Origin of the sequence: Protofrankia sp. Cr1 (assembly GCF_963555865.1) — a bacterium.
GTDB lineage: Bacteria > Actinomycetota > Actinomycetes > Frankiales > Frankiaceae > Protofrankia.
Window position 1 is genome coordinate 1 of the sequence record NZ_CAUVXO010000159.1, and the last position, 4,383, is coordinate 4,383.

A 4,383-nucleotide genomic window follows, 5' to 3' on the forward strand; every position below is an offset into this window, starting at 1 on the left:
CCGGGTTCGTCGGCACATGCAGGGCGGACTGGTCGGCTGCACACATCCGTCTGACCTCCGAGCACCACGGCAGGTACGCTCCGCCGTCAGTAGTTGGACAACAGATAATAGGATGTCCACATAGTAGGCGCCGAAACGTCCGCGCGCACCTGCCAAAAATTCGGATCAAGCCTCGGATCAAACCTCGACAAGCTCGTCGACGAGGCCCCAGCGAACAGCGGTCACCGCGTCCAGGGGCGCACCGGTCAGGGCGAGCCACGCGGTCCGGGATGCGCCCACCCGGCGGGTGATGCTGACCGTGCCGCCGGCCCCGGGCACCAGGCCCATCGCGAGTTCGGGCAGCGCGAACACCGCGTCCCGGGACGCGACCACATGGTCGGCGAAGGCGGGCAGCTCCATGCCCGCGCCCACGCACGCCCCGTGCACGTGGGCGCTGACCCGGCCGGGAAACCGGACGATCTCCGCGGCCGCGCTGGCGCCGACCCGGACGGTGTGCGCGGTCGCGGGATCAGGCGCCGTACCGAACTGGCTGAGGTCGCCGCCGCTGCCGAACGCCGGCCCGGCCGCGTCCAGGACGACCTCGGTGACGCCCCTGTCGGACCGCGCCGCCCGCAACGCGGCGACGAGCGCGTCGCGGGTCGCGGTGTCGTAGGCGTTGCGGACCTCGGGCCGATTCAGCGTGAGGCGCAGGTGACCGCCGACCCGACGCACCCGCACCGGCTCGGCGCTGTCGCGGTGGCGCATCGGGCCACGCCGGGCGAGCCAGGCTGCGAACTCCGGCCCAGCCAGCAGCGTCGAATACGCCAGCGATTCGGCGACCAGCCCGTCGAGCGGGGACAACCCCGTGGTCAGCCGCAGCAGACCGGCAAGAGTGACTGCGGCACGTGGGTTTGCCCGGACTTTCGCGGTGAGGCTCGCCAACGCAGCGCCGACGTCGTCCACCTCGACCGCACCCGCACCGGGCGTTCCCTCCCGCGCGGCCACCGTCGCGATCTCCCCCGGGCCTGCCGTGAGCAGGACATCCGGCGCGCCCACGGCGAGGCCGGTGGGCAGCTTCCCGCCATCGATCACCCCGACGATCACGACCGGCGGGCGCGCCCAGACCAACCGCTCCAGCGCCGCGGTCATTTCGGGGGAATCGGTGTCGGTCAACTCAAGCGCCAGCAGCGGCACGCCGCCGAGGACGTCGAGGAGATCGGCCGGTAACACCGCGTCCACCAGGTCTGCCGCCACGTCCACCGGGAAGAGGTCGACCGGTGGTACCGGGCTGAGCGATGCTGGCTGGGCAGATGCTGGCTGGGAACCGGACGGGAGCGGCACGGGCACACGGTAGCCGGTGAGCCGGTGGTGGATGCGGGGACAACCAGGCTCCCGATAGCCTCCAGACGGGCATCCGGATGGGAGGTGGCGCGGTGGGCCTCCCGCTGGCGGGGCTGACCTTCCTCGCCGCCCCGACCGACCTACAGCAGGAAAAACAGGGCGGCGCCGGGATGTGGTTCGCCGCGCGGGAACTGCTGCATGGCCTCGGCGCGACGGTCGTCCACCGGCAGGCGGCCGAGGACCCGCCGGCGGACGTGATCGACCCGGCCCCGACGGTGGATCCGCCATCGGCACTGGCCTGGGCACGATCGGGCGCCATGGCGTTGACGGGTCCGGCGGACGGCGCACCGCTCGCGCCCGACGTGGCGATCATGGAGCGCCTGGACGGCGCCATGGCGGTGTTCCGGCTGCTCGCGGCGACACGCGGCCAGCGAGTGGATGTGGACGCCGGGGCGCTGCTCGGCGAACGGGCCGCGATCAGCGGGCTGACCCGCGGCGGACCTCGCTCGGCCGGCGGCGGCGCCCGCCTGCTGCCCACCCGGGACGGCTGGGTTGCGGTGAACCTGGCCCGCGCTTCGGACCTGGATCTGCTGCCGGCGTGGCTGTCGATCGCCGGCAATGATCACTATCAGAACCATCCGGTGGGGCCATGGGATGCGGTCACGACCGCGTTCGCCAGGCTGTCCGCCCGCTGTGTGGTCAGCCAGGGGCAGCTGCTCGGCCTGCCCGTGGCCGAGGTCGCACAGCCGGAGTCCGCGGCCCGCGACGAACAGGCCCGCGCCCGTGGCCAGCGCTTCCCGTTCGCCCCGTTCCTCCTCGACGGCATACCGATCGGCGGCGTACCGCCCGGGACCGGCCACCGACCCGTCCCGTCGACGAAACCGATCCTCGTCGTCGACCTGTCGTCGCTGTGGGCCGGCCCCTTGTGCGCGCATCTGCTGGGGCTCGCCGGGGCCCGCGTCGTGAAGGTCGAGAGCGTCCGGCGTCCGGACGGGGCGCGGTCCGGGCCGAAGATGTTCTTCGACCTGCTGCATGCCGGCCACGACAGCGTCGCGCTGGACCTGCACACGCCCGAGGGCCGGGCGGCCCTCATCCGGCTGATCGGCCGGGCCGACGTGGTGATCGAGGCGTCCCGACCGCGGGCGCTGACCCAGCTCGGTATCAACCCGGCCGAGCTGCTCGCCCGGCATTCGACGCTGACCTGGGTGAGCATCACCGGATACGGCCGGACCGGCCCGTGGTGCCAGCGGGTGGCCTTCGGTGACGACGCCGCGGCCGCCGCCGGCCTGGTCGCGGTCGGGCCGGACGGGACGCCGATGTTCCTCGCCGACGCCGTCGCAGACCCGGTGACCGGCCTGTACGCGGCGGTCGCGGCGCTCGCGTGCGTGGTCGGCGGCGGCGGCCATCATGTCGACATCGCCCTGCGGGAGGCGGCGGGTTCGCTGCTCGGGACCCGTCCGAGACTCCCCCGACGCGACCCGGGCGCCCGGTGGTCTCCCGTCTCCGTCTCCGACTCCGACTCCGGCCCCGGTCTGGACGGAGACAGGACCGGCGGCTGGTTCGTGGACGCCGCCGGCGCCCGGGCGCCCGTGCTACTGCCCCGCCACCGAACGCCGCCCGGCACTGCGTCGACGTTGGGCGCGGACACCGCGCGCGTCCTCGCGGAGCTGGCCGGATCCCGACCGGGGTGACCCGATGCTGATCCGCAACGCCGAAATCAACGGACGATCCGGGATGTCCGTGCGGCTCCGCGGTGACCGGATCGCCGCCGTCGGCCCGGAGCTGTCCCGCGAACCCGGCGAACGTGTCGTGCAGGCGGGTGGCGGGATGCTCGTACCCGGCCTGCATGACCATCACATCCATCTACTCGCGGTGGCTGCGGCCAACGGCTCGGTGCGCTGCGGTCCGCCGGCCGTGCGCAACCGCGAGGAACTGGCCGCGGCCCTGCGCGCGAGCGCGGCCGCAGCCGCAGCCGCAGCAACGGTCCAACCCGGTGGCTGGATCCGCGGCGTCGGCTATCACGACAGCGTTGCCGGCGCGCTGACCAGAGCCGATCTCGACGCCATGGTTGCCGACGTTCCCGTGCGGGTGCAGCACCGCTCCGGGGCACTGTGGATGCTCAACTCCGCCGCCGTCGCCGCGATCCGCATCGACGATCATGCCGGCGCTCGTGGCGCCGCGCCTGCCGCCGCACCGCCCGGAGCAGGACGCGGCCCGGATGGACGTCCCGACGGCCGGCTGTTCCGGTTGGACGGCTGGCTGCGCGAGCGCCTTCCGCCATCGCCGACACCTGATCTGGCGGCCGTCGGGCGAGGGCTGGCCGGGTTCGGCGTCACCGGCGTGACCGATGCCACCGTCGGCACCGGACCGGCCGAGGTCGAACTGCTCACCGCTGCCGTGACCCGCGGTGACCTCCCGCAACGGCTGACCCTGACCGGCGGCCCCGAGCTCGCGGCGCCAGCCCACCCGCGTCTCCGGCTGGGACCAGTGAAGATCGTGATTGACGACGGTGAGCCGGTCGAGTTCGACGAGCTGGTTGCGCTCGTGCGTCGTGCGCGGGCCGCCGGACGGGCGGTGGCCGTGCACTGCGTGACCCGCGCCGCCCTCGTCCTCACCCTCGCCGTCCTCGAGGCCGCAGGCGGGGAACCGGGGGCCGCTCACCCGGGTGACCGCATCGAGCACGGCGCCATCATCCCACCCGATCTGCTGGATCAGCTCGTCGGGCGCGGGTTGACCGTCGTCACCCAGCCGCATTTCATCGCCGAACGCGGCGAGGAGTACCTGCGCGAGGTCGACGGTGAGGACCTGCCGTGGCTGTACCGCTGCGCGGGGTTGCGCCGCGCCGGAGTCGCCGTCGCCGCGGGCACCGACGCTCCGTTCGGCGACCTCGGACCCATGGTCGTCGATGCGGGCCGCGGTGACCCGGCGCACGGCGGCCGGCAGCCCGATCGGCCTGGACGAAGCGGTTGACGCCGCCACCGCGCTCGCCCTGTACCTCGGCGACGCAGACCGACCCGGCGGGCCCTCGCGACGGATCGTCCCGGGCGCGCCAGCCGACCTCTG

The 4,383-nt window shown here is 73.8% G+C and carries 3 protein-coding genes; 2 read left to right on the forward strand and 1 reads right to left on the reverse strand.

The features are described from left to right. Positions 1 to 177: 177 nt before the first annotated feature. Complete coding sequence (locus tag U9980_RS14035) at positions 178 to 1,239, reverse strand: enoyl-CoA hydratase/isomerase family protein (RefSeq protein ID WP_322768321.1); 1,062 nt, start codon at positions 1,237 to 1,239, stop codon at positions 178 to 180. 173 nt (positions 1,240 to 1,412) lie between these two features. On the opposite strand from U9980_RS14035, the gene U9980_RS14040 reads away from it, so the two are divergent. Beyond that, positions 1,413 to 3,011, forward strand: a complete 1,599-nt coding sequence (locus tag U9980_RS14040) for a CoA transferase (protein ID WP_322768322.1) — start codon at positions 1,413 to 1,415, stop codon at positions 3,009 to 3,011. A 4-nt stretch (positions 3,012 to 3,015) separates the two neighbouring features. Continuing rightward, positions 3,016 to 4,290, forward strand: a complete 1,275-nt coding sequence (locus U9980_RS14045; protein WP_322768323.1) for an amidohydrolase family protein — start codon at positions 3,016 to 3,018, stop codon at positions 4,288 to 4,290. Positions 4,291 to 4,383: the final 93 nt, after the last annotated feature.